This is a genomic window from Methanothermobacter thermautotrophicus str. Delta H, assembly GCF_000008645.1.
Lineage (GTDB): Archaea > Methanobacteriota > Methanobacteria > Methanobacteriales > Methanothermobacteraceae > Methanothermobacter > Methanothermobacter thermautotrophicus.
On sequence record NC_000916.1, the window covers coordinates 1,551,634 to 1,573,963 of the forward strand.

Annotated in this window: 23 protein-coding genes; 14 read left to right on the plus strand and 9 right to left on the minus strand. The window is 50.1% G+C overall.

Annotated elements, in window-relative coordinates; genetic code table 11:
* Nucleotides 1-94 precede the first annotated feature (94 nt).
* The gene (locus tag MTH_RS08115; RefSeq protein ID WP_048061122.1) at nt 95-1,870 is read right to left on the minus strand and encodes a ribosome biogenesis/translation initiation ATPase RLI; all 1,776 of its coding nucleotides are present in this window, start codon (nt 1,868-1,870) and stop codon (nt 95-97) included.
* Nucleotides 1,871-2,021: 151 nt separating this feature from the next.
* Nucleotides 2,022-2,228 (minus strand): histone HmtA2, encoded by a 207-nt coding sequence (gene hmtA2 / locus MTH_RS08120; RefSeq protein WP_010877303.1) that lies wholly within the window; start codon nt 2,226-2,228, stop codon nt 2,022-2,024.
* A gap of 252 nt (nt 2,229-2,480) precedes the next feature.
* Between hmtA2 and pth2 the strand changes: the two genes are divergently transcribed.
* The 5 genes from pth2 to MTH_RS08145 all read left to right on the plus strand — a co-directional run bounded on the left by pth2 (nt 2,481) and on the right by MTH_RS08145 (nt 5,274).
* A complete protein-coding gene (pth2, locus tag MTH_RS08125; protein WP_010877304.1) occupies nt 2,481-2,819 on the plus strand; it encodes an aminoacyl-tRNA hydrolase in 339 nt (112 codons plus the stop codon).
* Between the two features lie 38 nt (nt 2,820-2,857).
* Nucleotides 2,858-3,508, plus strand: a complete 651-nt coding sequence (locus tag MTH_RS08130; protein ID WP_048061123.1) for a delta 1-pyrroline-5-carboxylate synthetase — start codon at nt 2,858-2,860, stop codon at nt 3,506-3,508.
* The gene (locus MTH_RS08135) at nt 3,509-3,670 is read left to right on the plus strand and encodes a zinc finger domain-containing protein (RefSeq protein ID WP_010877306.1); all 162 of its coding nucleotides are present in this window, start codon (nt 3,509-3,511) and stop codon (nt 3,668-3,670) included.
* A 51-nt stretch (nt 3,671-3,721) separates the two neighbouring features.
* Nucleotides 3,722-3,991: an elongation factor 1-beta gene (locus MTH_RS08140; protein WP_010877307.1), complete on the plus strand. Its 270-nt coding sequence runs from the start codon at nt 3,722-3,724 to the stop codon at nt 3,989-3,991.
* 92 nt (nt 3,992-4,083) lie between these two features.
* Entirely contained in the window at nt 4,084-5,274 is a 1,191-nt protein-coding gene (locus MTH_RS08145) for a tripartite tricarboxylate transporter permease (RefSeq protein WP_238374199.1), read from the plus strand.
* Nucleotides 5,275-5,351: 77 nt separating this feature from the next.
* Here the strand turns inward: MTH_RS08145 and MTH_RS08150 are convergent, their stop codons facing one another.
* Complete coding sequence (locus MTH_RS08150) at nt 5,352-6,266, minus strand: 50S ribosomal protein L11 methyltransferase (RefSeq protein ID WP_238374200.1); 915 nt, start codon at nt 6,264-6,266, stop codon at nt 5,352-5,354.
* A 41-nt stretch (nt 6,267-6,307) separates the two neighbouring features.
* Between MTH_RS08150 and MTH_RS08155 the strand changes: the two genes are divergently transcribed.
* Complete coding sequence (locus MTH_RS08155) at nt 6,308-7,879, plus strand: CpaF family protein (RefSeq protein WP_083750460.1); 1,572 nt, start codon at nt 6,308-6,310, stop codon at nt 7,877-7,879.
* Nucleotides 7,812-8,969 (plus strand): type II secretion system F family protein, encoded by a 1,158-nt coding sequence (locus MTH_RS08160; RefSeq protein ID WP_238374201.1) that lies wholly within the window; start codon nt 7,812-7,814, stop codon nt 8,967-8,969. Before MTH_RS08155 ends, MTH_RS08160 begins: the two co-directional genes overlap by 68 nt.
* A gap of 138 nt (nt 8,970-9,107) precedes the next feature.
* On the opposite strand, the gene MTH_RS08165 is transcribed toward MTH_RS08160, so the two are convergent.
* From MTH_RS08165 to cbiM, 4 genes are read right to left on the minus strand one after another with little or no spacing between them, the layout of a single operon-like run.
* A complete protein-coding gene (locus tag MTH_RS08165; RefSeq protein ID WP_010877312.1) occupies nt 9,108-10,043 on the minus strand; it encodes an ATP-binding cassette domain-containing protein in 936 nt (311 codons plus the stop codon).
* A 4-nt stretch (nt 10,044-10,047) separates the two neighbouring features.
* Nucleotides 10,048-10,833: a cobalt ECF transporter T component CbiQ gene (gene cbiQ, locus MTH_RS08170; RefSeq protein WP_010877313.1), complete on the minus strand. Its 786-nt coding sequence runs from the start codon at nt 10,831-10,833 to the stop codon at nt 10,048-10,050.
* A gap of 33 nt (nt 10,834-10,866) precedes the next feature.
* Nucleotides 10,867-11,184: a PDGLE domain-containing protein gene (locus MTH_RS08175; RefSeq protein ID WP_010877314.1), complete on the minus strand. Its 318-nt coding sequence runs from the start codon at nt 11,182-11,184 to the stop codon at nt 10,867-10,869.
* Nucleotides 11,181-11,834, minus strand: a complete 654-nt coding sequence (cbiM, locus tag MTH_RS08180; RefSeq protein ID WP_010877315.1) for a cobalt transporter CbiM — start codon at nt 11,832-11,834, stop codon at nt 11,181-11,183. The genes MTH_RS08175 and cbiM overlap by 4 nt, the downstream gene beginning before the upstream one ends.
* A gap of 329 nt (nt 11,835-12,163) precedes the next feature.
* On the opposite strand from cbiM, the gene cdhA reads away from it, so the two are divergent.
* Genes cdhA through MTH_RS08215 form a run of 7 tightly spaced genes read left to right on the plus strand, consistent with a single transcriptional unit; the run spans nt 12,164 to nt 20,226 of the window.
* A complete protein-coding gene (gene cdhA / locus MTH_RS08185; protein WP_010877316.1) occupies nt 12,164-14,506 on the plus strand; it encodes a CO dehydrogenase/acetyl-CoA synthase complex subunit alpha in 2,343 nt (780 codons plus the stop codon).
* On the plus strand, nt 14,503-15,024 hold the full coding sequence (cdhB, locus tag MTH_RS08190; RefSeq protein ID WP_010877317.1) for a CO dehydrogenase/acetyl-CoA synthase complex subunit epsilon: 522 nt from the start codon (nt 14,503-14,505) through the stop codon (nt 15,022-15,024). Before cdhA ends, cdhB begins: the two co-directional genes overlap by 4 nt.
* A gap of 21 nt (nt 15,025-15,045) precedes the next feature.
* The gene (gene cdhC / locus MTH_RS08195; protein ID WP_010877318.1) at nt 15,046-16,428 is read left to right on the plus strand and encodes a CO dehydrogenase/CO-methylating acetyl-CoA synthase complex subunit beta; all 1,383 of its coding nucleotides are present in this window, start codon (nt 15,046-15,048) and stop codon (nt 16,426-16,428) included.
* Between the two features lie 19 nt (nt 16,429-16,447).
* Complete coding sequence (locus MTH_RS08200) at nt 16,448-17,194, plus strand: AAA family ATPase (protein WP_048061125.1); 747 nt, start codon at nt 16,448-16,450, stop codon at nt 17,192-17,194.
* Between the two features lie 10 nt (nt 17,195-17,204).
* Nucleotides 17,205-18,368 (plus strand): CO dehydrogenase/acetyl-CoA synthase subunit delta, encoded by a 1,164-nt coding sequence (cdhD, locus tag MTH_RS08205; RefSeq protein WP_048061126.1) that lies wholly within the window; start codon nt 17,205-17,207, stop codon nt 18,366-18,368.
* A gap of 2 nt (nt 18,369-18,370) precedes the next feature.
* Nucleotides 18,371-19,747, plus strand: a complete 1,377-nt coding sequence (gene acsC, locus MTH_RS08210; RefSeq protein WP_010877321.1) for an acetyl-CoA decarbonylase/synthase complex subunit gamma — start codon at nt 18,371-18,373, stop codon at nt 19,745-19,747.
* A gap of 17 nt (nt 19,748-19,764) precedes the next feature.
* Complete coding sequence (locus tag MTH_RS08215) at nt 19,765-20,226, plus strand: 4Fe-4S dicluster domain-containing protein (protein ID WP_202943326.1); 462 nt, start codon at nt 19,765-19,767, stop codon at nt 20,224-20,226.
* Here the strand turns inward: MTH_RS08215 and MTH_RS08220 are convergent.
* Both MTH_RS08220 and MTH_RS08225 read right to left on the minus strand, forming a co-directional pair.
* Nucleotides 20,223-21,572 carry a HEAT repeat domain-containing protein gene (locus tag MTH_RS08220; RefSeq protein WP_010877323.1) on the minus strand — a complete coding sequence of 450 codons (1,350 nt, stop codon included), beginning with the start codon at nt 21,570-21,572 and terminating at the stop codon, nt 20,223-20,225. The two genes, MTH_RS08215 and MTH_RS08220, sit on opposite strands and share 4 nt — an antisense overlap.
* A 59-nt stretch (nt 21,573-21,631) precedes the next feature.
* Nucleotides 21,632-22,321 (minus strand): hypothetical protein, encoded by a 690-nt coding sequence (locus MTH_RS08225; protein ID WP_010877324.1) that lies wholly within the window; start codon nt 22,319-22,321, stop codon nt 21,632-21,634.
* Nucleotides 22,322-22,330: the final 9 nt, after the last annotated feature.

Genomic DNA, 22,330 nt, shown 5'->3' on the forward strand with positions numbered 1-22,330 from the left:
GATTAATCGATTAGACCCTCTAAAATATCCTGTTTTCAGACCGTTTTAAAAAAGGAGCTGTGAGGGACCGCTGCAGGGCCCCCTAAGTCGCTGTTTATTCTGTTTTCAGATAGTAATACTCACCAAGTTCCTTCTGCTCCCTGTCAAGGAAACTTCCAGGCTTGTTGACCCTGGGCCTTCTCGTCTCCTTGTCCCTCCGGAAGGTTATGCCCACCTCTCCGAGGAAGGCGTTCATGGCATCCCTGAGCTCTGTGGGAGCTGACGCATGTCCCTCCACTCCTGGCATTCCACTGAAGACCATGGCCCTGTCTGATACATAGTCAATGAATATTATATCATGGTCTATGATCATTGCAGAGGAATTACTCCCCTCAATGATCCTCCTTATGGCCTTGGCAGCCATCAGGCGCTGTTCAACGTCAAGGAAGGCTGTCGGCTCGTCAAGAACATAGAGATCAGCTTCTCTGGAGAGTGCAACCGCAACAGCAAGGCGCTGCAGCTCACCACCACTCAGCCCACTCACAGGTTTATCAAGTATCTCCTCCAGGTTGAAGGGCCTCATGATCTCGCTTTTGAAGAGATTTGAACCATATGATGGGGCGTTTGCATAGAGAAATTCCTCAACGGTTCCTGTGTAGTCTGATGAGAGGTACTGTGGCTTGTAGGATATCTTTATCTTCTTTTTAACCTTCCCCTCATCTGGTTTTTCAACACCTGCAAGGATCTTGGCGAAGGTTGTTTTACCTATACCGTTGGGTCCGAAGGCCGTGATCACCTCATTGAGGTAAATGGTGCCCTCATCCACATCAAGTTTAAATTCAGGGTATGCCCTGCTGAGGGCTGTGTACTCTGCAAGTATGTCACCCGCCTCCCCGACCCTTGGGGGTTTCACCTTGAATTCTATCTCATGTTTACGGAATCTGACATTCTCCTCCCTTAGGAAGCCCCTTATGTATGTGTTGATACCGACACGCACGCCCCTCCGGTTGGATACGACCCCGTAGGCACCGGGTTTACCGTAGAGGATATGGACGTAGTCTGACATTGCATCGAGGGCGGCCATGTCATGCTCTATCACCATGACAGACTTACCTGCCTCTGCAAGGGACCTTATTACCTTTACTGCATTGAGCCTCTGCCTAACGTCAAGCCAGGATGTTGGTTCGTCGAAGTAGTAGAAGTCTGCCTCCCTCAGTGCCGCGGCTGCAATGGCCACACTCTGGAGCTCCCCTCCGCTGAGGTTTGAAATCTCCCTGCCCATTATTTCCCGTATCTCGAGGGTTTCAATGACCTCATCGGTCCTGTCCGAGTCTATACCTGTTAGAAGATCCTCAACCTTCCCCTTAACATAGCGGGGGATCCTGTCTACCATCTGGGGCTTATGGACAACACTTATTTCTCCTTTACTCAGTCTCTGGAAGTAATTCTGGAGCTGGGACCCCCTGAAATGGTTTATTATTTCGTCCCAGCCCGGAGGGTCCTGGAAGTCACCCAGGTTCGGCCGCAGTTCCCCTGACAGTATCCTTACGATGGTGGATTTACCGATACCGTTGGGCCCTATTAGTCCAACAACGTCTCCGGAGGTGACTGCTGGAATCCCAAAGAGTTCAAACTGGTTCTGCCCGTAACGGTGCACAGGGTTTTCAAGTGCCTCCGGGAGGTTGATAACACTTATTGCCTTGAAAGGACATCTCTTTGTGCATATACCGCATCCCGAGCACAGCTCCTCGGATATTATGGGCTTCTTTGTCTTTTCGTCGATTGTTATTGTGTCCTCATCCATCCTCACGCCTGGACAGTATTCTATGCAGACGTAGTTGCATTTCTTTGGCTGACACCTATCATGATCGAGTATTGAGATTCTGGTCAATTTTATCACCATGGATACCGGGATGAAAAAATCAGTCCTGGAATGATTATGGTTTCTCCGGTTAATAAGGTTACTTAAACAAGGAGGGAAACGCATCCCCTCTGAAGGAAAAAGGCGGTGAAAAAATTAAAAATAAGAAATATATGACCGTCTATAACTTTTTAGCGGCCAGTTCTATGTCTGATGCTTTAACAGTTTTTCTGCCGGCGTGCTTTGCAAGTTTAACAGCTTCTTTTGCTATTTCTTCGCCTTTTTCTTCCAGAATCTTTGCAAGTGCTTCCCTTGCGTCGTCGCTTATTCTCTGGGCACCGGCATTTTTTATGATTCTCCCAACTGGTGCTATGGGTAATTCGGCCATAATATCACCTCAGTTCTATATTTAACTCAATAGTATTTAAATTTATCGTTTTTTCGGCTCTTTTTTGCATCCATATCATGATTCTATATCACTCAGCCTCGGAGAATTTCACTGTAACACTAACACACACCGGTTGCTGTGTAAGGATCATGATGGTTAACATGTGCATCAGATGGTTGCTGGTAGCTTCCCGTTTCCTCAGCTTGGAAATCATTATTAGCGGTAAGGAAGATAGAACCCAGTGGTGGGAAAATGAAACAGGTCATAATAGTGAGATCCGATCTGAAGATGGGGAAGGGTAAAATAGCAGCCCAGGCCTGTCATGCTTCCATAGGATCATTTAAAAGGACTGAAGAGGATAAAATAAGAAAATGGGAACTTGAAGGCTCAAAGAAGGTCATTGTTTCTGTGAATAGTCTTGATGAACTGCTTGAGATATACAGGGCTGTTAAGGAGGCGGGAATCTCAAACTACCTGGTGAGGGATGCGGGACACACCCAGATACCAGCCGGCACCATAACCTGCCTTGGGATAGGCCCCGATGACGATGAGAAGATAGATAAAATAACAGGTGATCTGAAGCTGCTTTAGCTGTGAGGTCCTTCCAGCAGATTAATCAGGTGTTTACCATGGAGTGGGTTGTTAAGATAGGTGGAAGCCTTTTTCCAGAACATGCCGCAGCCCTCCTTGAGAGCCTTGAGGGTACCGGTGCGGCTGTGGTCTGTGGTGGGGGTGCCTTTGCAGATATGGTGCGATACCATGATAGGAAATTCGGTTTTTCTGATACTGCAAATCATGAGGCAGCCATAATGTGCATGGACATAACTGGAAGGCTCATTTCAGATCTTGTGGAATCCGCAGTCCCTGTGAGGACTGTTACAGATTGCAGAGAAGCTATCAAGAGGGGTTTAACCCCCGTTATACTTCCTTCGGGGCTTCTGCGTTACACTGACCCTGCTGAACACTCATGGAGGGTTACCTCTGATTCCCTCTCACTCATGATCGCCCATATGCTGAAAGCGAAACTTTTAATAGCAACAGATGTAGATGGTATATACACTGAGAGGCCACCTGCCAGTGATGCTAAACTTATAAATGATATAAGTGCTAAAGACTTACTATCTTTTGGTGAGACATCAGTGGATGAAGCACTACCTGAACTTCTGATTGAACTGAAATCTGATTGTTATGTTGTAAATGGGAAATATCCCTCCAGGGTGCTGTCCATTTTAAGGGCAGGTGCTTCGGAATGTGTATGTACAGTTATAAGAGGTGATTAGATGACCAAGATGGAATGCACATCCTGTAAACAGGAGATACCTCTGGTTGAGACCTATGTGAAATTTGAATGCCCAATGTGCGGTGAAATGATCTACAGGTGCCAGAAGTGCAGGACCTTCGGCCACACCTACAGGTGCAAGTGTGGATTCGAGGGACCATAGGAAAAATATATAAATCAGTATTAATTTAATACTTTCTAGGGAGGTATTATTATGGGAGATGTAGTAGCCACCATAAAGGTGATGCCTGAGAGCCCTGATGTTGATCTTGAGGCCCTTAAAAAGGAGATCCAGGAAAGAATACCTGAGGGTACAGAACTTCACAAAATAGACGAGGAACCCATAGCATTCGGTCTCGTGGCCCTCAATGTTATGGTTGTTGTTGGTGACGCCGAGGGCGGAACAGAGGCTGCTGAGGAGAGCCTTTCCGGGATTGAGGGTGTCAGCAATATAGAGGTTACTGATGTAAGAAGGCTGATGTGATCTTGCCTTTCCTGTATTGCAGCAGGTTAGTGATGTAAGAAGGCTGATGTGATCTTAAAGCCTTTCTTACACACTTCAGATCATCTCAGGTGATGGGGATAATTGAAATCCTTTTTGCCTGTCTTCTTGGAGTCATAACCGGTGCATTGACGGGTCTGATCCCGGGTATCCATGTTAATACCGTTGGGGCGTTCATTTTCGCAGCATCAGGCCAGATTCTGGGTTTCCTCCCGGAGGAGGTTCTGGCTGTTTTTTTATTATCACTCTCTGTAACCCACGCCCTCCTTGAGTTCATACCCTCAACCCTGCTGGGGGTTCCAGATGAGGCAACAGCTCTATCAGTTCTCCCGGGGCACCGTATGGTTCTTGAGGGGAGGGCTGGTGAGGCAATAAGGGCTGCAACAGTTGGTGGTGTTGGCGGAATCCTGCTGACCATAATCCTTTTACCATTTCTCCTCCTGGCGTTACCACCCCTCTATGGATTTATCAGACCACACATCTGGTTAATCCTCATACTTGTTTCGGGTTACATGATGCTTAAGCTCAGCAGGAATTTTGAAACACTGCTCTGGGCAGTTATACTCTTTCTTTTCTCAGGGGCGATGGGTTGGATTATTTTCCAGGCCCCAATATCCCCGGGACTTGGTCTGATGACCCTGTTCACAGGTTTCTTCGGTCTCAGCACCATGGTCTACAGTTTCAGTTCGGGATCATATCTACCTGAGCAGGAAATAGAGCCATTCACAGAGTTTGATGGTGGCACCGCCAGGTCTGTTCTTGCAGGTGGACTTGCATCCGTCCTTCTGGGATTCCTACCAGGTTTTGGACCCGCCCAGGGCGGTATGATAGCATGTTCCCTCACGGGTTCGGGAGGAGAGGATTCACCGGGGGACTTCATAACTGCACTTTCATGCCTTAACACCTCGGATGCCCTCTTTTCCCTGCTGACACTCTACATAATTGGAAACCCCAGAAGCGGCATTGCTGTCTATATATCCCAGATCATGCAGGATATCGACGCCGGCCACATCTTCCTTTTCATATCAGCCTCCCTCCTGGCGGTATCTCTGGCGGCTGTAATATCCATCAGGGCTGCTGATTATCTCTGCGCCAATCTCTCAGGAATCAATTACGGAAAAATTTCACTGGTGGTCATGCTCTTCATGACGGCATCCGTATTCGTTTTTGCAGTCATGGAGGGGGCCAGCATACCATTCATTGCCCTGGCACTTATAGCATCAACGTCCTTCGGAACTAATACCCCACTGTACCGGTACAAGTAAATCCCATCTCATGGGTGTACTTGTTATCCCGGCAGTGGCGGTCTACATGGGTATCTAGAGTGTATTCAGCATCAGATTTATCTTATCAGAAGGGTGTTTTCTGCAAGTCTCTTTGCAGCATCAATAAATTCGCGGGGATCAACACCAGGGAAGGGGTCCACGATGCAGAGTTCAAACCTCTCATCAATGAGATCTGGCAGTTCCCTTATATCACGGTTGTAGACCCTGAACCCTTCATGGAATCCATTGACCCTCAGGTTCAGTCGGGTCATCTCACAGGCTTCCCTCCAGATATCATTGAATACAACGTTCCGGGCACCGGCCATAAGGGAGAATATCCCCAGGGTTCCCGGGCCGCATGTTGCATCCAGCACATTCTCAGGGCGCAGTGAGAGTATCTCACGTGCAGCAGTCTGAATCTTAAGGTTCTTTCCGGATGAAAACTCTATGTGGAGTCTGCTCTGCCTCCTGTATATTGATAGAGCTCCGGAAGGTGTTTCAATGATGTCACACCTCATATCGCAACCCGCAAGGAGCTCATATACATGGGGTCTGGTGCCGGAGTCCATCATCCCGGGAACAGTGCGCATATCACCCCTTAAAACACCCTTGACCTCTGGAACGTCTTCCATGATTGTTTCAGCGGTTCCTTTATCAACATGGGGTGATAAAATAACAAGAGAGCGCTCTGGAAGGAATGGTGCAGATTCAAGGGGTAAAGCTGGAGTTATCAGGGGAGCCCCGATATCCCTGAGTCTGGCATCTTCAGGTACACATCCCTCCCTTATCATAATCCCTGCGACATGGGCCATGACAGCGTCAAGATGCCTCCGGCCGCATTTACAAAACCTGAGAACTGAACCGGATACGCCCTTAACGGGTCTGAACTTACTCAGGTGGGGGTCAATGCACCCATCGCAGGGGCCGTAAATATCAACACCGCCCCTGTAGGCAGGGAGGTCCTCCCCACAGACGGGACACCTTGCTGACATACACTTAAATATTATCCTCCACATATTAAAGGTTGAGTACTATGAGGGATAAGCGGAAGGAAATTCTGAAGGAGATCCTCGGGGAATTTGCAGCGGATGAGGAAGAACCACCCCGTGAGGAAAGGAAGGAGAGGCAGGCGGAATCGGAATTCAAGGTCGAAAAGGTACTTGAGAAGCCCAAGCCAAAACCAGCCTCTCCACGGGTTGATTTAAAGGACGTTGAGATAATTGAGGGAGACCTCATACCCCAGTACAAGGTTTCCCTTCCCAAGTTCTCTGAGAAGGAGAGGGAGCTCCTCAATGAGATCCGGGAAAAACTGGTTGAGGTCGCAGTCTCCAAGGGTGAAGAGTTCAGAATAGATGAATCCACCTTCATGTCTGAGGTTAAGGAGTTCCTCAGGATGAAGGGAGTTCGTAATGTTGACAAACTGGCAAAGCAGATATCCCAGGAGATGCTGGGGTACGGTGAACTGGACCCCCTAATAAAGGACGATGACCTTGAGGAGATAATGGTAATAGGTGTCAAAAAACCGGTATTCGTCTACCACAGGAAGCTTGGTATGATGATTACCAATGTCGTCTTCAACAACGATGACGACATAAAGGCCATCGTCGACCTCATCGCAAGGCAGGTCAACAGGCGTATAGACCAGCAGACCCCAATACTTGATGCGAGGCTCCCCGATGGTTCAAGGGTCAATGCAACAATACCCCCGGTTTCTCCAGATGGTTCCACCCTCACCATCCGAAAATTCAGGAAGGATCCCTTCACTGTTGTTGACCTCATAAACTTCAAGACCATGTCATCCCACCTTGCAGCCTTCCTCTGGGTATGCACAGATGGGCTGGGTGTGAAACCATGCAACGCCATAGTGGCGGGGGGTACCGGGTCCGGTAAAACAACAACCCTGAACACAGTATCGGCATTCGTGCCTCCTACTGAGCGTATAATAACCATCGAGGATACCCTGGAGCTTCAGCTACCCCACACCCATGTACTCAGGATGGAGACAAGGCCGCCCAACATAGAGGGTAAGGGGGAACTTGACATGGACACCCTCGTCAAGAACTCCCTCCGTCAGAGGCCCGACAGGGTCATTGTGGGGGAGGTGAGGGGCAGTGAGGCCATAACCCTATTCACAGCCCTCAACACAGGTCACAGTGGATTCGGGACACTCCACGCCAACACAGCAAGGGAAACCATAACCCGTCTCATAAACCCACCCATGAATGTCCCCCGGATCATGATACCGGCCCTGGACTTCATAATAATGCAGAACAGGATGTACAGGCCGGAGGGCGGCTCCATAAGGAGGATAACTGAGGTCGCCGAGGTCGTGGGTATGGAGGAGGGTAACGTCCAGCTCAACAGGGTCTTTGAGTGGAACAGCGTGGCTGATAAGGTTGAATATGTTGGTATAGCCAGCCAGACCCTCCGGGAGATAGCGGAACTGAGGGCCATAAGCATAAATGAAATCGAGGAGGAAATTGAGAGGAGGAGGCTCGTCCTTGAATACATGGCCGATGAGAATATAAGGAGCATAGATGAGGTGGGACGTTACATCCATGAATACTACAGGGACCCGGACGGTGTCCTGGACAGCATACTCTGAGGCGTATATAATGGTCTCCATCAGGGATATATTTGACAAACTTGGCGGCATAACACTCACATCCACAAAGAAGGTGGGTGAGGGTGTCCAGAAGCCGGTTCAGAAGATGGGTGAAATAAAGCCGAAGGCACCCCCCATTGGAAGGCCGGGAGGACTTCTGAAGAGGAGTTCAGAGAAACCAAAGCCAGGATTTCTCTCAAGGAGGGGCTCCGCCTGCGTTATAAGCCGCATGAAAATGACTCCTGAGGAGATAGAGGTCTTCAAGGGACTCATAGAAGCAGATAAGAGGCTGGAGGAGAGGGGTGAGGACAGTGCGACTCGTGCCAGCTTTGAGAGGGCGTCTCTTGAGGAACTCCTGAAGGAGGAGGAGAAGGAAAAGCTTGACCCTAAACTCATAATGATCCTTGGAGGTGGATCAGGAGCGGTCCTCCTGGTGGTGATGGTCCTCCTTGGATTTGGAATTGAGATAGGCCTTGCAATGATGCTTGCTGTTCTTTTCATGGCGATAATTATAATCTTCCTCCCGAACCTCCAGAGGGGTAAACGTTCAAGTGAGGCTTCAAGGGAACTTCCCTTCGCCCTCCGTCAGATGGCAACCGAGCTCAAATCCGGTCTCGGGCTCCATGACAGTATGAGATCAGTTGCAATGTCAGGATACGGGGCACTCTCTGAGGAATTTGCAAGGACCCTTGAGGAGATCAAGTATGGTGAGACAACGGAGAATGCACTCATTGAGATGAGTAACCGCATAGAATCTGATGGGCTTAAGAGGGCGGTTTACCAGATCACAAGGACCCTCAACAGTGGTGGGGACCTATCAAAGACCCTGAATGTTATAGCCGATGATATTGCCTATGAAATGAGGATGAAGCTCAAGGACTATTCACAGAAGCTTAATTCATTCACAATGATATACATGTTCCTGGCGATTCTCGGCCCTGTGATATTCCTCGTCATGCTTCTTGCAGCCGCCACGGTCATGGGTTCAGTTCTACCACCCATAGCCATAATAATGATATACCTGTTCCTTTTCCCCATGCTCGTGGGGTTCATGGCCTTCATGATAAAAAGACTTGAGCCAAAGCTCTAGCATCCGGTCGACAGCCACATTAATTTTTTGACAGCTTTGATGGATATCTGAGCTCTGGATCAATTTTTTAGAACTTTCACTTTACCGAAAAAAGGTTCTCCGGGCATTTGAAGCTTCGGATAAATTTTGCACAGCTTTTCACTGTTCCTTCAGGGCGTGGAGGAGTTCATGGTATTTCTTCTCACCAAGGAGGTGGATGAGCCTGTGCTGTTTCTCCTCGCCCAGAAAATGGAGCAGTCTGTGGTATGCATCTCCACCCAGGAGGTGGAGGAGTTCATGGTAGGTTTCCTCCACAGTCAGCTTCACATCAACTTCGAAACCAGCCATCCTGAGACGGTTCAGCAGATCAGCCGTCCGTGGAAGCCTTAAACTGGCCCTCCTGATTAGTTCAGCATCCCTGAATATCTCCAGGGGGGTGCCCTCTGCAATGAGTTCGCCACTGTTAAGGACAAAGACCCTCTCTGCAAACTGACTTATTATTTCAACGTCATGGGAGGAAATCATGACCGTTATGCCCTCCCTGCTCAGTTCAAGGAGTATCCTGATTATACCATCGGCTGTCTCCGGATCCAGACCGGTCGTTGGCTCGTCAAGAACCATGATCTCAGGCTTCATTGCAAGTATACCTGCAATGGCCACCCTCTTCTTTTCCCCTCCGCTCAGGTGGTGTGGCGCCCGGTTCTCATAGCCGCTCATACCAACCTTTTCCAGTGATTCAGCCACCCTCTCCTCAACCTCATCCTCAGGAAGGCCGAGATTCATGGGTCCAAAGGCAACATCCTCCCTGACTGTTGGTGAGAATAGCTGGTCATCAGGGTTCTGAAAGACTATTCCTACCTTCTGCCGGATCTTGATCAGTTCATCCTTGCTGTAGTCTACCCTTTCACCATCAATTATGACCTCACCGGCAGCTGGTTTCAGTATACCGTTTAGGTGCAGAAAAAGTGTTGATTTGCCTGCCCCGTTGGGCCCTATAACGGCAACCCTTTCACCCCTCTCCACCTTCATGTTGATACCCCTGAGGGCTGGTGTGCCGTCCGGGTAGCTGTAGCTTAAATCCCTGAGCTCGATCATCCAATCACCAGTAGCCGAGCTGGAGTATATGGAGCAGCGCGAGTATAAAGATGTTTGCGGCTGCAAAGAGGACATCCCACCTGCCAAGGGTGCTTCTTGCAGTGTACATCTGACTGTCTTGACTGTACCCACGGCTCAGCATGCTGAGGTACACCCTTTCCCCCTGCTCATATGCCCTCAGGAACATCATTGCAATGGTCTCACCCACCTTCCTGAGCCTCCACCTATAGGATGTCCTTTTATTCCATATATCAAAGCAACGGGTCTTCTGTGCGTTCCTTATCCTCTCAAGTTCATCATAGAAGAAGAACAGGTACCTTACTGTGAGGTTGAGCAGCATTGCGAAGTCTGAGGGGACACCGATTCTCCTTGCTGAACCAACCAGTTCCTGCATTGATGTTGTTGATGATAGAAGGATCACCGCTGTCACGCTCACGGTTACCTTCCCGAGGAGCAGGGCACCGAAGATCAGTCCCTCCAGTGTCACATCCATACCCAGGGGGCCGGTCCAGATAACAGTCCCTGGCCGTATGAAGGGCTGGAAGAGTGCAATGAAACCTCCGAATGGGAGTATAAGGATTATACGCTTAAGGGCGTATGATGGTGATACATTTGATAGGAGTACAAGCAGGAGGAGATAGGCCTCCATCAAGATCAGTGTAACCACGCTGCTGGCTGAAACAGCGAAGGCTATAATTATGAAGGTTATTATGAGTTTGATACGCCCATCAAGCCTGTGGATTGAGCTCTCCTTGAGGCTCTCCCTTTCGATGTTTATGAGGTCTTCCATTCGACTTCACCAGAAAAAAATTAATTGGGAGGATCACTCCTCTCCTCCCTCTTCACCTGCAGCTTTCCTACCCCTGAAAACTGCGCCAACACCGTAGGCTATGGCCAGTACCAGGATCGTACCGATTACCATTGAAACGACACCGCCAAAGGGACTGTCACCCAGCGCCGGGAGGGTGTAGTCTGGTAGCGGTGACTCGAGGACGGGTTCTGTTTCAGGGTTTGGCATCACCTTCTCGGCGGTGCTCTCAAGGCCGTCCGGGTTTGGTGAGGCAAGGAACGGTGCCAGCACAGCTATTATGAGGGCAATTATTATGCCGGCAGTCATGAATTTTTTGTCTCGGGCATTCATTTTGATAACACCTCGGCACCTTTCTTTCCCCAGTCCCTCAGGGAGAAAAGATCAGGGCGGCTGCTCTGAATTGCAAGAACAACCACGACGGTTATTGCAGCCTCTATGAGGCCTATGACTGCGTGGTAGAGTCCCATCATCCAGAGTCCCTGTACGAGGGGGAATGTTCCTGCTATCCACATCTCCACTGCACAGGCAATGGCTGCAAGGAATATTGATGCCCATGATGCCACAATCACTGCAGGTATTTCACCTGCAGATCTCAGTGCCCTGAAGAGGTAGTAACCGGTGAAACCTCCAATCACACCCATGTTGAAGATGTTTGCACCCAGTGCCGTTATTCCTCCGTCACCGAAGATGAGTCCCTGCAGTATCAGTACAATTGAGAGAAGCAGGACAGCCGCATAGGGACTTGCAAATATTATTGCAACAAGGGCCGCTCCAACCATGTGACCGCTGGTACCCCAGGGTATCGGTATGTTCATCGCCTGTATTGCAAATATTCCCGCTGCAAGAACAGCAAACAGTGGTATCTGCCTTTCTTTAAGATCCCTTCCAGCCCACTGCATGCTGAAGTAGAGGGCTACAAGGGCAATAAGCCAGTACACAAGGTACTGTGGGAATGGTATGAAACCATCTGGAATATGCAAGCTATTCGCCTCCTTAATCTTTTTTTAATTCCAATCACTATATCAAACATTCATATAATATAAAGGTTGAAGTGATTATTACTAATCTTCGGTTTCCCTTATATTGTGGTAATATCGCACCCTGAGCGGAGGGATGACCATTGCCGGGGGTCTCAGGGTGTATAATGGTAATAATCCTCCGCCTATCTGGCACATCCCCACCATTTATTAAAAAGGTCCATGTCTTTATGTGTTCAGCGACAATGCACAAAGTTTATATATAGATTCCATAAAATTAAAAACATCATTATAAATCATTAATAATTGTCAATCGGGATTTAGTAATACTGGTGATAGATGTGGCGCCTGAATCAAAAAAAGCCAAAGACCTTAAAGGGGATTTCTGGGATGCCAAGAACATCCAGATATCCATAGGAGAAATAATAACTGAGGAAAAGCCTCCTGAGGAAGAGGTTAAGGGCCCTAAACCCCGTCCCCACGTGACTGACCTGAGATCATGGGACATGAAACTGCTTGAAAGGTACGAACCATTCTACGCACCATTCTGTGACATGTGCTGTCTCTGCACCTACGGTAAATGTGAACTTCTCGGGAAGAAGGGAGCATGTGGTATAGACGCAGCCACACAGCAGGCAAGGACGGTGCTGCTGGCATGTCTGATAGGGACAGCCGCCCATGCAGGACACGCAAGGCACCTGGTGGACCACCTCATAGAGAGGCTTGGAGAGGATTATAAGATAGACCTAGGCAGCAACGTGGATATAGAGGCACCAATAACACGGACGGTGATGGGTAAGAGACCCGCCACACTCGGGGACCTGAGGGAGGTGATGGACTACGCTGAGGAACAGATGTCCCACCTCCTTTCAGCCTGTCACACGGGACAGGAGGGGGACAGCAAGGACTTTGAATCAAAGGCATTCCACGCTGGCCTCATGGATGACCTTACAAGGGAAGTTGCAGACCTGGCCCAGATAGTGGCCCTGGACCTTCCAAAGGGTGACGAGGACGCACCCCTGGTTGAACTTGGATTCGGGACCATAGATACAGAGAAACCGGTTGTTCTCTGCATAGGCCACAACGTGCTGCCAGGCGCAGACATAGTTGACTACCTTGATGAGAATGAAATGGAGGACCAGGTTGAGGTCTGCGGAATCTGCTGTGCAGCAATAGACGTGACCAGGTACAATGAGGCAGCAAAGGTTGTAGGTCCACTATCAAAACAGCTCCGCTTCATAAGAAGTGGCGTTGCAGATGTGATAGTGGTTGACGAACAGTGCGTCAGGACAGATGTACTGGAGGAGGCCCTCAAGAACAGGTCAGCGGTCATCGCCACAACAGATAAGATGTGCCTTGGACTCCCTGACATGACCGATGAGGACCCTGATAAAATCGTGAATGACCTGATAAACGGTAACATAGAGGGCGCCCTGATACTGGACCCTGAAAAGGTGGGTGAGGTGGCTGTTAAGACTGCGATGAAACTTGCACCCATCAGGAAATCCCTCAAAAAGCTGCCAGATATTGATGAGATAATCGAGCTGGCATCAGAGTGCACAGACTGTGGCTGGTGCCAGAGGGTCTGCCCCAACAGCCTCCCGGTCATGGACGCCGTGAAGAAGGCAGCGGATGGTGACCTCAGCAAACTTGAGGAGATGGCCATTGAGGAGCTCTGCTACACCTGTGGACGCTGCGAACAGGAATGTGAAAGGAACATACCCATAGTATCCATGGTTACAAAGGCAGGTGAGAGGCGGGTCAAGGACGAAAAATACAGGATAAGGGCTGGAAGGGGACCGGCCCAGGACGTTGAGATAAGGAGGGTCGGAGCACCAATCGTCCTGGGGGATATACCCGGAGTGGTGGCATTTGTGGGCTGCTCAAACTACCCTGAGGGTGGAAAGGACGTCGCACTGATGGCAAAGGAGTTCCTTGAGAGGAACTACATCGTGGTAACAACAGGCTGCGGAGCAATGTCCATAGGCGAATACAGGGACGAGGACGGTCAGACGCTCTATGAAAAATATGGTGGACAGTTCGATGCAAAGGGACTCGTCAACATGGGGTCATGCGTCTCAAATGCACACGTATCAGGAGCAGCCATAAAGATAGCCAACATATTCGCACAGAAACCCCTTGAAGGTAACTTTGAGGAGATAGCAGACTACATACTGAACCGTGTGGGTGCCTGTGGGGTTGCCTGGGGTGCCTACTCCCAGAAGGCGGCTGCCATAGCAACCGGTGTGAACAGATGGGGAATACCCGTCGTCCTGGGTCCGCACGGATCAAAGTATCGCAGGCTCTTCCTTGGAAGGGCAGATGATGAGGAGAAGTGGAAGCTGAAGGACCTCAGAACAGGTGAGGTTATCGATGGGGAGCCAGCACCCGAGCACCTCCTCTACGCAGCAGAGAACCGGGAGGAGGCAACGGTCATGATAGCCAAGCTATGCATAAGGCCAACAGACACACCCAAGGGCCGTCAGATGAAACTCAGCAACTACATAGACCTTCACAGGAAATATCTTGGCACCATCCCGGACGATATAGACAGGTTCATAAGGACCGAGAAGGACATCCCGATAGTCTACAAGAGGGATGTCATGAAGATCCTTGAGGAGAAAAACTGGAAACCCAGGGAGCTTCCAAAGGAACCCTCACTCCTGGAGAGGTGATAGTCTTGAATGACAGAATAATACCATGGCAGCCCACTGTTATAGCCGGGCCAAAACAGGCAATGCTCGTAACACCCGAAACTGCGACCATGATGATAAAAAAGGCCAGGAGGCCACTTATGGTTGTAGGGCCACTCGCCAAGCGCCAGGAAGTGCTTGAACATACGGTTAAAATCATAAGGCACTTCGATTTACCGGTGGTAGCAACGGCAGACACCTACAGGGCACTGAGTGAGGCCGGCATAGAATCAGAGCCCCACGGTATCGTGGAGATAACAAACCTCCTGAAGGACCCCTCCTGGGAGGGTATCCGCGGTGAGGGCCAGCATGACCTTGTAATATTCATAGGCTGCATATACTACATCGCATCCCAGGGCCTATCAAGCCTCAAACACTTCGCACCACATATAAAGACACTCACAATATGCAAGACATTCCACTCAAATGCAGATGCATCATTCCCGAACATGGATGATGATGAATGGTTCAGATACCTTGAGAAGATGTATGCTGAATGATCAGGATAATGGAGGAATTCAATGTTTGAAGACATACCAGTCGATGTAAGTCCCATGCATGAGGGGGAGAGGATAAGATCAGCCAACATGTTCGTTGAACTGGCAGGTCCCAAATCCATCGGAGCAGAACTGGTCCAGGTTAAGGACGAGGTCGAGGACGGAAAGGTGGAGGTCAAGGGGCCCGAGATAGATGAAATGGAACAGGGCCAGGTGTACCCCTTCGCCATAAACGTTGAGGTAGCTGGCAGTGAACTCGAGGAGGAACTTGAAAGCGTCATCGAGAGGAGGCTCCATGAGCTCTGCAACTATGTTAAGGGATTCATGCACCTCAACCAGAGGGACCAGATATGGTGTCGTGTGAGTACAGAGGCAAAGGATGCAGGTTTCAGGCTCGAACACCTCGGAAAGGCGCTCTCGGTCCTCTTCAGGGAGGAGTTCCCCATAATCGAATCAATAGCAGTAACACTCATGACAGATGAGGCAGCGGTCCAGGAATTCCTTGAGACAGCAAGGGAGAAGTATGAGACCAGGGACTCAAGGGCAAGGGAACTTTCAGATGAGGACGTTGATGTCTTCTATGGATGTCTCATGTGTCAGTCCTTCGCACCCACACATGTATGCATAGTAACACCAGACAGGACAGCCCTCTGCGGCGCCATAAACTGGTTCGACTGCCGTGCAGCATACAAGATGGACCCTGACGGCCCGATATTCGAAATTGAAAAGGGTGAAGTCCTGGACCCTGAGAGGGGAGAATATGCAAATGTTAACGCTGCAGTAGAAGAAAATTCCCAGGGCACAACAGATAGGGTATACCTCCACAGTGTCTTCGGTTACCCACACACATCCTGCGGATGCTTCGAGGCAGTGGCATTCTACATACCTGAACTTGATGGTATAGGTATTGTTAACAGGGACTTCAGGGGAGAAACGCCCCTCGGGATACCATTCTCAGCAATGGCCGGGCAGTGTTCAGGAGGAAAACAGGTTGAAGGTTTCTCAGGTCTCAGCCTTGAATACATGAGGTCACCCAAATTCCTCCAGGCAGACGGAGGATACCACAGGGTGATCTGGATGCCAAGGGAGCTCAAGGAATCTGTTCTGGAATTCATCCCGGAAGACGTCCGGGACAAGATTGCAACGGAGGAGGATGCAACATCAATAAAGGATCTCAGAAGATTCCTGAGGGATAATGAACACCCTGTCCTTGAAAGGGCGGCCGTTGAAGAAACTGAACCCGAAGAAGAGGAGGTTGAGGAGGCATACCCTGAGGAGACCCCGATTCCAGAGGGGGTCCCTGTAATGGCAGCACCTGAGATGACCCTCCCTGCAGCCGGAGGATTCAGAATAGTCCTCAAGAATGCAAAGATCTACGCTGAGAAGGTAATAATAAAGCGCAAATAAACCCCTCATGAGTGGTCACGTGATAATAGCAGTAAGTGGCAAGGGCGGCACGGGAAAAACGATGTTCTCAGCTTCCCTCATAAGGGTCCTGGCATCAACGGGTGCAGATGTGCTTGCAATAGATGCTGACCCGGACTCAAACCTCCCTGAGGCCCTGGGGGTTCCGGTCAGCGGCACCGTGGGTGATGTCAGGGAACAGCTCAAGAGGGACACGGCTGCAGGCAGGATACCCCCATCGGCGAACAAGTGGGACATGCTCGACTACAGGATAATGGCCTCCATAACCGAAACCAGGGACTTTGACCTCCTTGTCATGGGCCGCCCGGAGGGAAGTGGCTGCTACTGCGCAGTCAACACCATGCTGCGAAGGATAATCGAGAACATAGCAGAGAACTATGACTACATAGTCATAGATACCGAGGCCGGCCTTGAGCACCTCAGCAGGAGGACAACCCAGAACGTTGACATAATGATAGTTGTAACCGACCCGTCAAAGAGGGGGATACTCACCGCAAGGAGGATAGTCGAACTCTCACAGGAACTTGAGATAAAATTCAAGAAGGTCTTCCTGGTCCTCAACAGGGTAAGGGAGGGGGACCTTGACAGACTGGAGCTGGATGATGGCCTTGAGGTCATAGGTGTCATACCTGAGGACCCCCTTGTCTCCAGTTACGACATGGAGGGCAGACCACTCTATGAGTTACCTGAGGATTCTGAATCATTCAGGGCCATAAAAAAGGTTGCAGAGAAGATTTTAAGTTTATAGAGGTGTGCTTATGGATAAATTAACGGAACTTCTGAAACTACTTCAGAATACGGAATCCATCGAGATAAACGAGTTCAGGATGGATGTTGAGGAACTGGAACTCTACCTGATGCCTGCAGTCCAGCAGGCCATACAGAAAACAGTTGAGGTGAGGGAGGCTGTCGAGGCACTGCCCGCGGAGGAGTTCAACCCACCCATAAGGTCATACCCCGGTGAGGTTGCCCAGGTAAAGCTTGGTGAGGGCACCCGCAAAAGTGTTTACCTTGGGGGGCAGAAGGCCCTCTACAGGTTCGAGGAGCCACAGCCAAACCCGCCGGTTGTCACATTTGACGTATTTGACATACCCATGCCTGGACTGCCGAGGCCAATAAGGGAACACTTCAGTGACGTCATGGAGGACCCGGGGGACTGGGCACGGAAGGCCGTGAAGGAATACGGCGCCAACATGGTCACAATACACCTCATAGGAACAGGCCCCAAGGTCATGGACAAATCACCCAGGGAGGCCGCAAAGGATATCGAGGAGGTCCTCCAGGCAGTGGACGTCCCACTGGTGATAGGGGGATCCGGGGACCCTGAAAAGGACCCCCTGGTCCTTGAAAAGGCTGCAGAGGCAGCTGAAGGTGAAAGGTGCCTCCTTGCATCTGCCAACCTTGACCTGGACTACAGGAAGGTTGCAAGGGCAGCCCTTGACCACAACCATGCGGTCCTCTCATGGGCCATCACAGACGTCAACATGCAGAAGACCCTCAACCGTTACCTGCTTAAGGAGGGACTTAAACGTGAGGACATCGTCATGGACCCAACAACATGTGCCCTGGGTTACGGTATAGAATTCTCAATAGACGTCATCACAAGGACCCGGCTGGCAGCCCTCAAGGGGGATTCTGATCTCCAGATGCCAATGTCCTCAGGTACCACAAACGCCTGGGGTTCAAGGGAGGCCTGGATGAAGAAGGATGAATGGGGACCCACAGATTACAGGGGGCCCCTCTGGGAAATCGTAACCGGACTTACCATGATGCTCTCAGGTGTGGACATATTCATGATGCTACACCCCACCTCAGTCAGACTGCTGCGGGAGATAGGTGAAACCTTCACAAGGGAGTACATGACAGCTGAAACACCTGACCTGAGGGAATGGATAACTGAACTTGACTACCAGGAGGTTTAAAATTGCAGGTCACTGCCATGGATGTATACCGTTTACTTCCAAAAACAAACTGTGGTAAATGCAATGAGGCCTCATGCATGGCATTTGCCACAAAACTCATAGAAAAGGAGGTCACCCTTGATGACTGCCCACAGCTCAGTGGAGATGAAAGACAGAAACTGGAGAACCTTCTGGCCCCTGCTGTGAAGGAAATAACCTTCGGGCCGGAGGAGAATCAGGTGGTTGTGGGTGGTGATGAGGTCCTCTACAGGTATGAACTCACATACTACAATCCAACAGCCCTTGTGGTTGATCTTCCAGATGATCTTCCATCAGAGGAGCTCCTGAACAGAGCCCAAAGGATCATGGAGCTGGAGTTTGAGCGTACCGGCGAAAAACTCACTCTCGATGCAATAGCCCTGAGGAACAGATCAGGGAGCCCTGAAAAATTTGCCGAGGCAGCAGAAGCCATAAGCAAACTCAACTTCCCTGTGGTCCTGTGCACCTTCGATGTAGAGGCCATGAAGGCGGCCCTTGAGGTCCTGGGTGATCAGAAACCGCTCCTCTACGCCGCCAGGGAGGACAACCTTGGTGAAATGGCGGAACTCTCAGTTTCATACGGCTGCCCCCTCGTGCTTTTCTCACCCGGCGACCTTGAGGAGATGAAGAACCTCTCAAGGAGACTCAGGTCCCTGGGAGTCACTGAAATTGTGCTTGACCCCGGCACATTCACGGGTGAGGGGATAGGTGACACCATAGACAACTTCGTCATGATAAGGCGCCTTGCAGTTGAGGACGGGGATGATGACTTCCGCTTCCCAATCATGGGCATACCTGCACTCTCAAGGCTCACGGTATCCGATAAAATCGAGGCAAACATAAGGGAGGCCACAGTGGCAGCCACCCTCATGAACAGGTACGCTGACATCCTCATACTCGCCGGAACCGAGATATGGGAGATCATGCCGGTCCTAACACTCAGACAGGGACTCTACACCGACCCGAGGAAGCCCCAGGCCGTTGATCCAGGTGTCTATGAATTCGGTGATGTTGATGAGAACTCCCCGGTTATACTCACAACCAACTTCTCACTCACCTACTACACGGTTGAGGGGGATCTCAAGTCAGGTGATGTTACAGCATACCTCCTCGTCCTTGATACAGAGGGCAGGGCCGTGGACGTTTCACTGGCAGGTGGACAGCTCAATGGTCCGGCAGTGGCTGACCTCATAAAGGAGACAGGTATAGAGGAGCGGGTCAGGGACAAGGTCATGATAATCCCTGGACTTGCAGCTCCTGCAAGCGGTGAGATAGAGGATGATACTGGCTGGAGAGTCCTTGTTGGACCAAGGGACTCCTCTGGAATACCAGACTACCTTGATAAACTTGCATCAGAGTGAGGGGTGGTTCAGTGAAGATGCTGATGGTCATGGACCCTGCGAGGTGCAGTGGCTGCGATGACTGTATAAATGCGTGCAGGGAAACCCATGGAGTCGCCAGGGCAAGGAAGGGAGATAGGATGCCCCTATTCTGTCTGCAGTGCCATCCAGAGAAGGCTCCCTGCGCAAGGATATGTCCGGTGGGTGCCATAAGGGAGGTTGACGGGGCCCTTGTTGTTGATGAGGAGTCCTGCATACTCTGCAAGCTATGCATGGTGGCCTGCCCGGCTGGCATGATTGTGATGAACACTGAGAAGAAATCAGCAGAGAAATGCACACTCTGCATGGACGCAGAAGTCATACTGCCAGCCTGTGTGGAGGCATGCAAGGAGAACGTTCTTAAACTGGTCTCCCTGGATGACCTTGCTGAGCTGAGGGATCGCGCTGACTTCAGTGAGGTCCTTGAGGAGGCGGTGAAGATATACGGGAAAAAGATCTAGCCATCCCCTCTCTCCCCGTAGCCTTGGATTTCAACGTGAAGGGTGTTTATGAACACCCTTATATATTTATATGATTCCTTCAGGTCCTCAATGGGGCCCCTGAAGTAGATGTAGTATATGTATCCTCCCTTTTTGAAGATGAAGGTCACTACCCTTTCATTTTTTGTATCTGCAGTTATCATGTATCCATGTTCACTGTCAACTGTTATATTGCTCCTTGCTATGTTAAGGAGACCCCTCATATTCAGAACTTCAAGGATGATCTCTGAAAATTCATCGGCAGTTAAACCCTCAGCCCTCCGCCTTTTTATGGCTATTTTGAGATTGTCACTCCAGGCATCAATGAGCCTCTCACCGTCGCGGGTCTCAAAGATGTTCCAGAACCTGGGGTACCTGAAGCTGATTTCACCGTCATGGAATTCCTCTAGATCAGGTTCAACGTCGATGATGTCAATGGCTTCACGTGCCTTCCTCCTCACAAAGAGGTAGGGATCCCTGAGGGCCATGTGGAGATCCTCAAGGGCTGCAGGGTCACCTATGCGTCCGAGGGCCTCGGCAACCTTGCCACGGACATAACGATTTTCATCCCTTCTGCGACCCGCGAGCATCCCTTTAAGCCTGGGCACGGCCCTTCGGGATCCTATCTCACCCAGGGCCTCAACAACCATGGCACGTGTCTGCCATTGCGGGTCTGAAAGTTTCTCAAGGAGGGGGTCCACAGCATATTCACCCATATTAACGACGGCCAGCAGTATATGGCGTCTGACCTCTGTATCGGGGTCATTGAGGTTATCCAGAAGGACTTCAAGGCACCTTTTATCCCCGAATCTTCTTATGACTTTCGCAGCGGTTTTACGGACCATCCATGAACTGTCGCCCAGGGCCCGGGATGCATATCTGAGGCCCAGTTCAGGGTCCAGTCCTGCAATGGACTCAATGGAGTTCCTCCTTATATCCTCTGATGGGTGGTCCACAAATTTTTCAATGGCCCTCAGGGACTCCTCTGATGGGAACTCTGAGAGTGACCTCATGGCACCTATTTTAACTTCATCATCAGGATCCTCAAGGGCCCTGAGGAGGGGTTTAACCGCCGAGGGGTTTCCTATTTTTCCGAGAGCTCTTGCTGCGGCCGCCCTCACACCTGCAAGTATGGGGTAGTCCTTCTGCCATTCCTCATATCTGAGGGCGTCCATGAGGGCATCAGCAGATCTCTCATCTGCCATCCTCTCAAGGGCAACTGCGGCCTCCCTTCTAACGGTAAAATCATGGCTTTTGAGGGCATCTATGAGGCCGGAAACATCATTGGACATCAGAAGAGCATTGATCTTATCGGTGAATGCAATCACAATCCCCCCTAAATCTCTAATTTATAATTTAATCTGGAAAAAATAAGTTTTGTGGTTTTTCAGGGATCAGCGATTTCAGAGGCAAGCTTCATGGCTTTATCTTCTCCGTATATAATCTTCATATTCCAGAGGAATGTGAGGAATGATTTAAGGGGGGTGGGGTCCTTTCCAATCCCTCTTTTCTCGATGTAGCCAACTGTTTTCTCCAGGGATGTTTTATCCCCCGCCACACTGTAAATCAGTGCGGCATCAGAATAATGTGCCAGACAGTATACATTTTCGTCTCCATCCCCCTGAAATGATCCATCAGGGCGCTGATGAGCATTTAACCATTCAGAACCCCTTTTTATTGAATCGAGAACTCTGGTGTCATTTGTGGAGAGGTAGTAAAGTGCAAGTCCCTTTAGTATGCCAATATTCTCGTAGGCTCTGGAACTCCATGAGCCATCAGCCCCCTGTTCTTCGATGACGGAATATAAGATTCCAGTTTTGTTGGAGGGATACATGCCAGCCACCTGGGACTTCGTTTTGATCTTAAGATATTCACTTCCAAAAGGGACTTGAGATTTTCTGAGGGACTCTATATTTATTTCATCCCCATTTATCTGGGAATCCACAAAACTCAAACCCCTATCAACAATTTCCTGGCTTTCAGATGACCTTATCGCCATGAGCGGATAGACGGTCTGCATGGTGGTTAGGGTGTACTCTGCAGGCGGCATACCCCCAGGGAATGAACCATTATCCATCTGCTTGTA

What these genes read in the sequence shown, in the direction of transcription:
- MTH_RS08160 (WP_238374201.1), top strand. Translation starts at nt 7,812, where the DNA reads ATGAGGTGGGACGTTACATCCATGAATACTACAGGGACCCGGACGGTG.
- cdhD (WP_048061126.1), top strand. Translation starts at nt 17,205, where the DNA reads ATGGATAAATTAACGGAACTTCTGAAACTACTTCAGAATACGGAATCC.
- cbiQ (WP_010877313.1), bottom strand. Translation starts at nt 10,833, where the DNA reads ATGGAAGACCTCATAAACATCGAAAGGGAGAGCCTCAAGGAGAGCTCA.
- MTH_RS08135 (WP_010877306.1), top strand. Translation starts at nt 3,509, where the DNA reads ATGACCAAGATGGAATGCACATCCTGTAAACAGGAGATACCTCTGGTT.
- pth2 (WP_010877304.1), top strand. Translation starts at nt 2,481, where the DNA reads ATGAAACAGGTCATAATAGTGAGATCCGATCTGAAGATGGGGAAGGGT.
- MTH_RS08145 (WP_238374199.1), top strand. Translation starts at nt 4,084, where the DNA reads ATGGGGATAATTGAAATCCTTTTTGCCTGTCTTCTTGGAGTCATAACC.
- MTH_RS08225 (WP_010877324.1), bottom strand. Translation starts at nt 22,321, where the DNA reads ATGGATAATGGTTCATTCCCTGGGGGTATGCCGCCTGCAGAGTACACC.
- MTH_RS08130 (WP_048061123.1), top strand. Translation starts at nt 2,858, where the DNA reads ATGGAGTGGGTTGTTAAGATAGGTGGAAGCCTTTTTCCAGAACATGCC.
- MTH_RS08165 (WP_010877312.1), bottom strand. Translation starts at nt 10,043, where the DNA reads ATGATCGAGCTCAGGGATTTAAGCTACAGCTACCCGGACGGCACACCA.
- MTH_RS08155 (WP_083750460.1), top strand. Translation starts at nt 6,308, where the DNA reads ATGAGGGATAAGCGGAAGGAAATTCTGAAGGAGATCCTCGGGGAATTT.
- MTH_RS08175 (WP_010877314.1), bottom strand. Translation starts at nt 11,184, where the DNA reads ATGAATGCCCGAGACAAAAAATTCATGACTGCCGGCATAATAATTGCC.
- MTH_RS08150 (WP_238374200.1), bottom strand. Translation starts at nt 6,266, where the DNA reads ATGTCAGCAAGGTGTCCCGTCTGTGGGGAGGACCTCCCTGCCTACAGG.
- hmtA2 (WP_010877303.1), bottom strand. Translation starts at nt 2,228, where the DNA reads ATGGCCGAATTACCCATAGCACCAGTTGGGAGAATCATAAAAAATGCC.
- MTH_RS08140 (WP_010877307.1), top strand. Translation starts at nt 3,722, where the DNA reads ATGGGAGATGTAGTAGCCACCATAAAGGTGATGCCTGAGAGCCCTGAT.
- cdhC (WP_010877318.1), top strand. Translation starts at nt 15,046, where the DNA reads ATGTTTGAAGACATACCAGTCGATGTAAGTCCCATGCATGAGGGGGAG.
- MTH_RS08215 (WP_202943326.1), top strand. Translation starts at nt 19,765, where the DNA reads ATGCTGATGGTCATGGACCCTGCGAGGTGCAGTGGCTGCGATGACTGT.